The 2,370-nt window shown below is 57.3% G+C and carries 1 protein-coding gene and 1 pseudogene; one reads left to right on the forward strand and one right to left on the reverse strand.

The window, feature by feature from the left end; genetic code table 11:
• Nucleotides 1–236: 236 nt before the first annotated feature.
• Nucleotides 237–956, reverse strand: a complete 720-nt coding sequence (locus tag AC1DIM_RS19660) for a FadR/GntR family transcriptional regulator (protein WP_477712158.1) — start codon at nucleotides 954–956, stop codon at nucleotides 237–239.
• Between the two features lie 1,006 nt (nucleotides 957–1,962).
• Here AC1DIM_RS19660 and AC1DIM_RS19665 point away from each other — a divergent pair.
• Nucleotides 1,963–2,370: pseudogene (locus tag AC1DIM_RS19665) on the forward strand (primary-amine oxidase); the annotation flags it as partial.

The following is a 2,370-nucleotide window of genomic DNA, read 5'->3' on the forward strand; positions in this document are numbered from 1 at the left end:
CGTTGGTCTCGTTGTAGACGCCGCTGAGCCAGCGAGTGAGGGCATCAGCAGCATGTACGACTTCATCGTCGGTTTTCATTGGTCATCCTGAATTGATTAGGCGTAACTTGAGGTCAGTTCCTGACCTGGCGGCAGGTATTTCCTCAGAGTCACGCACGATGTGGTGGGCCGCTTCGGTGTTGCTCTTGGGGCAGTGCCCCGACTAAATCCAAGTGTTCAACTCGCGCCCTTTCCGGTCAGATGCGGGGGAAGGTCCGACGGGGTAATAGGCCGAGCTCCTGACTTGACGCGGCGTAACTCAGGGTGAGTTTCATGTCGATGAGGTGAAAAATATTCCGTTTGACGTGCTCAAGAACCAGTTGCTGGGCCTTTTCCGGTTGGTCCTGGGCCACTGCCCTGACTAGTTCCATGTGATCAGCAGCTGCCACTTCGGGTTCAAATGCTGTGGTAAGAGGAGTCCACAGCTGTTGAACTGTTTCTTCCTGAAGCCGGATTTCGGCATTAACTAGCATCGGTGATTGCGCCGAAATTGCCATCTCAACGTGGAAGCGGCTGTCAGCAGAGGCTCGGACTTCAGGGGTCGCGGCTAGAACCAGCGCTCGCCCAAGTTCTTGAAGGCGATCGAAGTCATGTGCTTCCCCACGCTCACACGCCAGACGGACAGTGGCAGCGGATATGGCGGAATGTTCGTCGCCGATGTCGCGTATTTCAGAAATAGACGTCGAGAGAAACCACGCCCGTATGCTGTCGGTTTTCGCTGGAGGCTGATTGACAATAAAGGTTCCTCCGCTCCGGCCCCTGCGAGTTTCGACGACTCCTTGTTCGCGCAGTTCAGCCAAAGCCTCGCGAAGTGTGGCACCGCCTACCCCAAACATGTTCGAGAGCGCCGCTTCCGGGGGCAAGCGTTCACCTACCTTAATCAGTCCCAGGCCCACAGCCTTGGAAATTCTTGCCACGATCGCACTGGCCCTCTCAATTTCTGGTAATGACCGATAGACCTGTGACTGGAATGAGGAGATAGGAACAGTCGAAGGTTTGTGTTGTGAGAATGGACTGCGGTTCGCCAATTTCAGTCTTTCCGACGAGTGCTCCGTTTCCGTCCGAGCCAGATGCGCGACGGTCGATCCTGTCCGCGGGGATGGCCGTCTAGAAGATATTGGCGCCCCGACAGCAGAGCGAGGAGATGCTTCACCCCTTACAACAATTTCAGTGTTGAGAGACATGTTTTCTCCTTTGGTTCTTTGCCTAGGAAAGAAATCCTGCGGCCTTAGTGGGCTGTGAGTACCTGGTCCGCGCGTCGCCGGCTCCCTTCCCCGTGACGGTCCGGCGAACTTTAGCCCTGAACCCTTTTGGAGTGATGTCGGTCACTTGCTTCCCACGCGTCAAGCTACGATGTGTAAAACATTTAGTCCAGTAAGTTTTTCGACGACTTCTTTGCATCCCCGTGCGCGCGGCCGCGACTTCGTTGCTTCGTACGGGCAGGCTGGCCACCGTTCCAAGAGCCTAGGCGTGCTGAGATTCTGATCCCAAGCCGTCTGGCGTGCCGCCCCACTTGGTTGACAGTCAGTTCGGCTTTCTCAGGTCGCCCGGCATGTTGGAGCCCCGCGCCGCCGGAATGGGCGGTTTGTGCTGGCAATCTGAGCGAGTCTCAAATGAGCGTCGTAACAAACAAAAAAATTTTCATTAAAAATGCTGGACCAAATGTTTTAGGAGTCTTAACTTGACTCTTGGAAAGCACGTGGCTGGCGTATGTGCAGCAGGGGTTCAGGGCAGAAATCCACTGGCCCACCACAATTTGGGGGAGCCAGCCAAGCGCGGACCAGGAACCTGCAAGTCTCACAGGCAGGTTTCCAGTAGCTGAGTGTCCGCCACAGCATTCGCCAAGTCCTACTCGTGGTAGCAAAGCACGTCGGGTGCCAGACCACGGGATCTCGTCCTCAAGAAAGTACCAAGGAGAAAACCATGACTCTCAACACTGAAATTCACGCCGAGGTTGGGGTAGCCCACCCTTTGGATCCGTTGTCGCGTGCGGAGATTTCCCGGGCGGCTGCGATCCTGAAGGACGGGCCGGCCGCGGCGGAATCGTTCCGTTTTATCAGTATTGAGCTGCGTGAGCCGGAGAAGGAACTGCTCCGGAGCGGCGCTCAGACGGTTCGTGAAGCGGACGCGGTCCTCGTTGACCGGGCCGAGGCCCGGTCCTACGAAGCGATCGTGGACCTGGAATCCGGGATCGTGTCCAAATGGGTCCAGCTCGGCGCGCACGTCCAGCCCCCGTTCATGCTCGACGAGTTCGCCGAGGGTGAAGAGTCCTGCCGGGCCAACCCCGAGGTCCAGGCCGCCCTGGCCAAGCGCGGCATCACGGACATGTCC

The organism is Pseudarthrobacter sp. 01T43 (assembly GCF_056398665.1).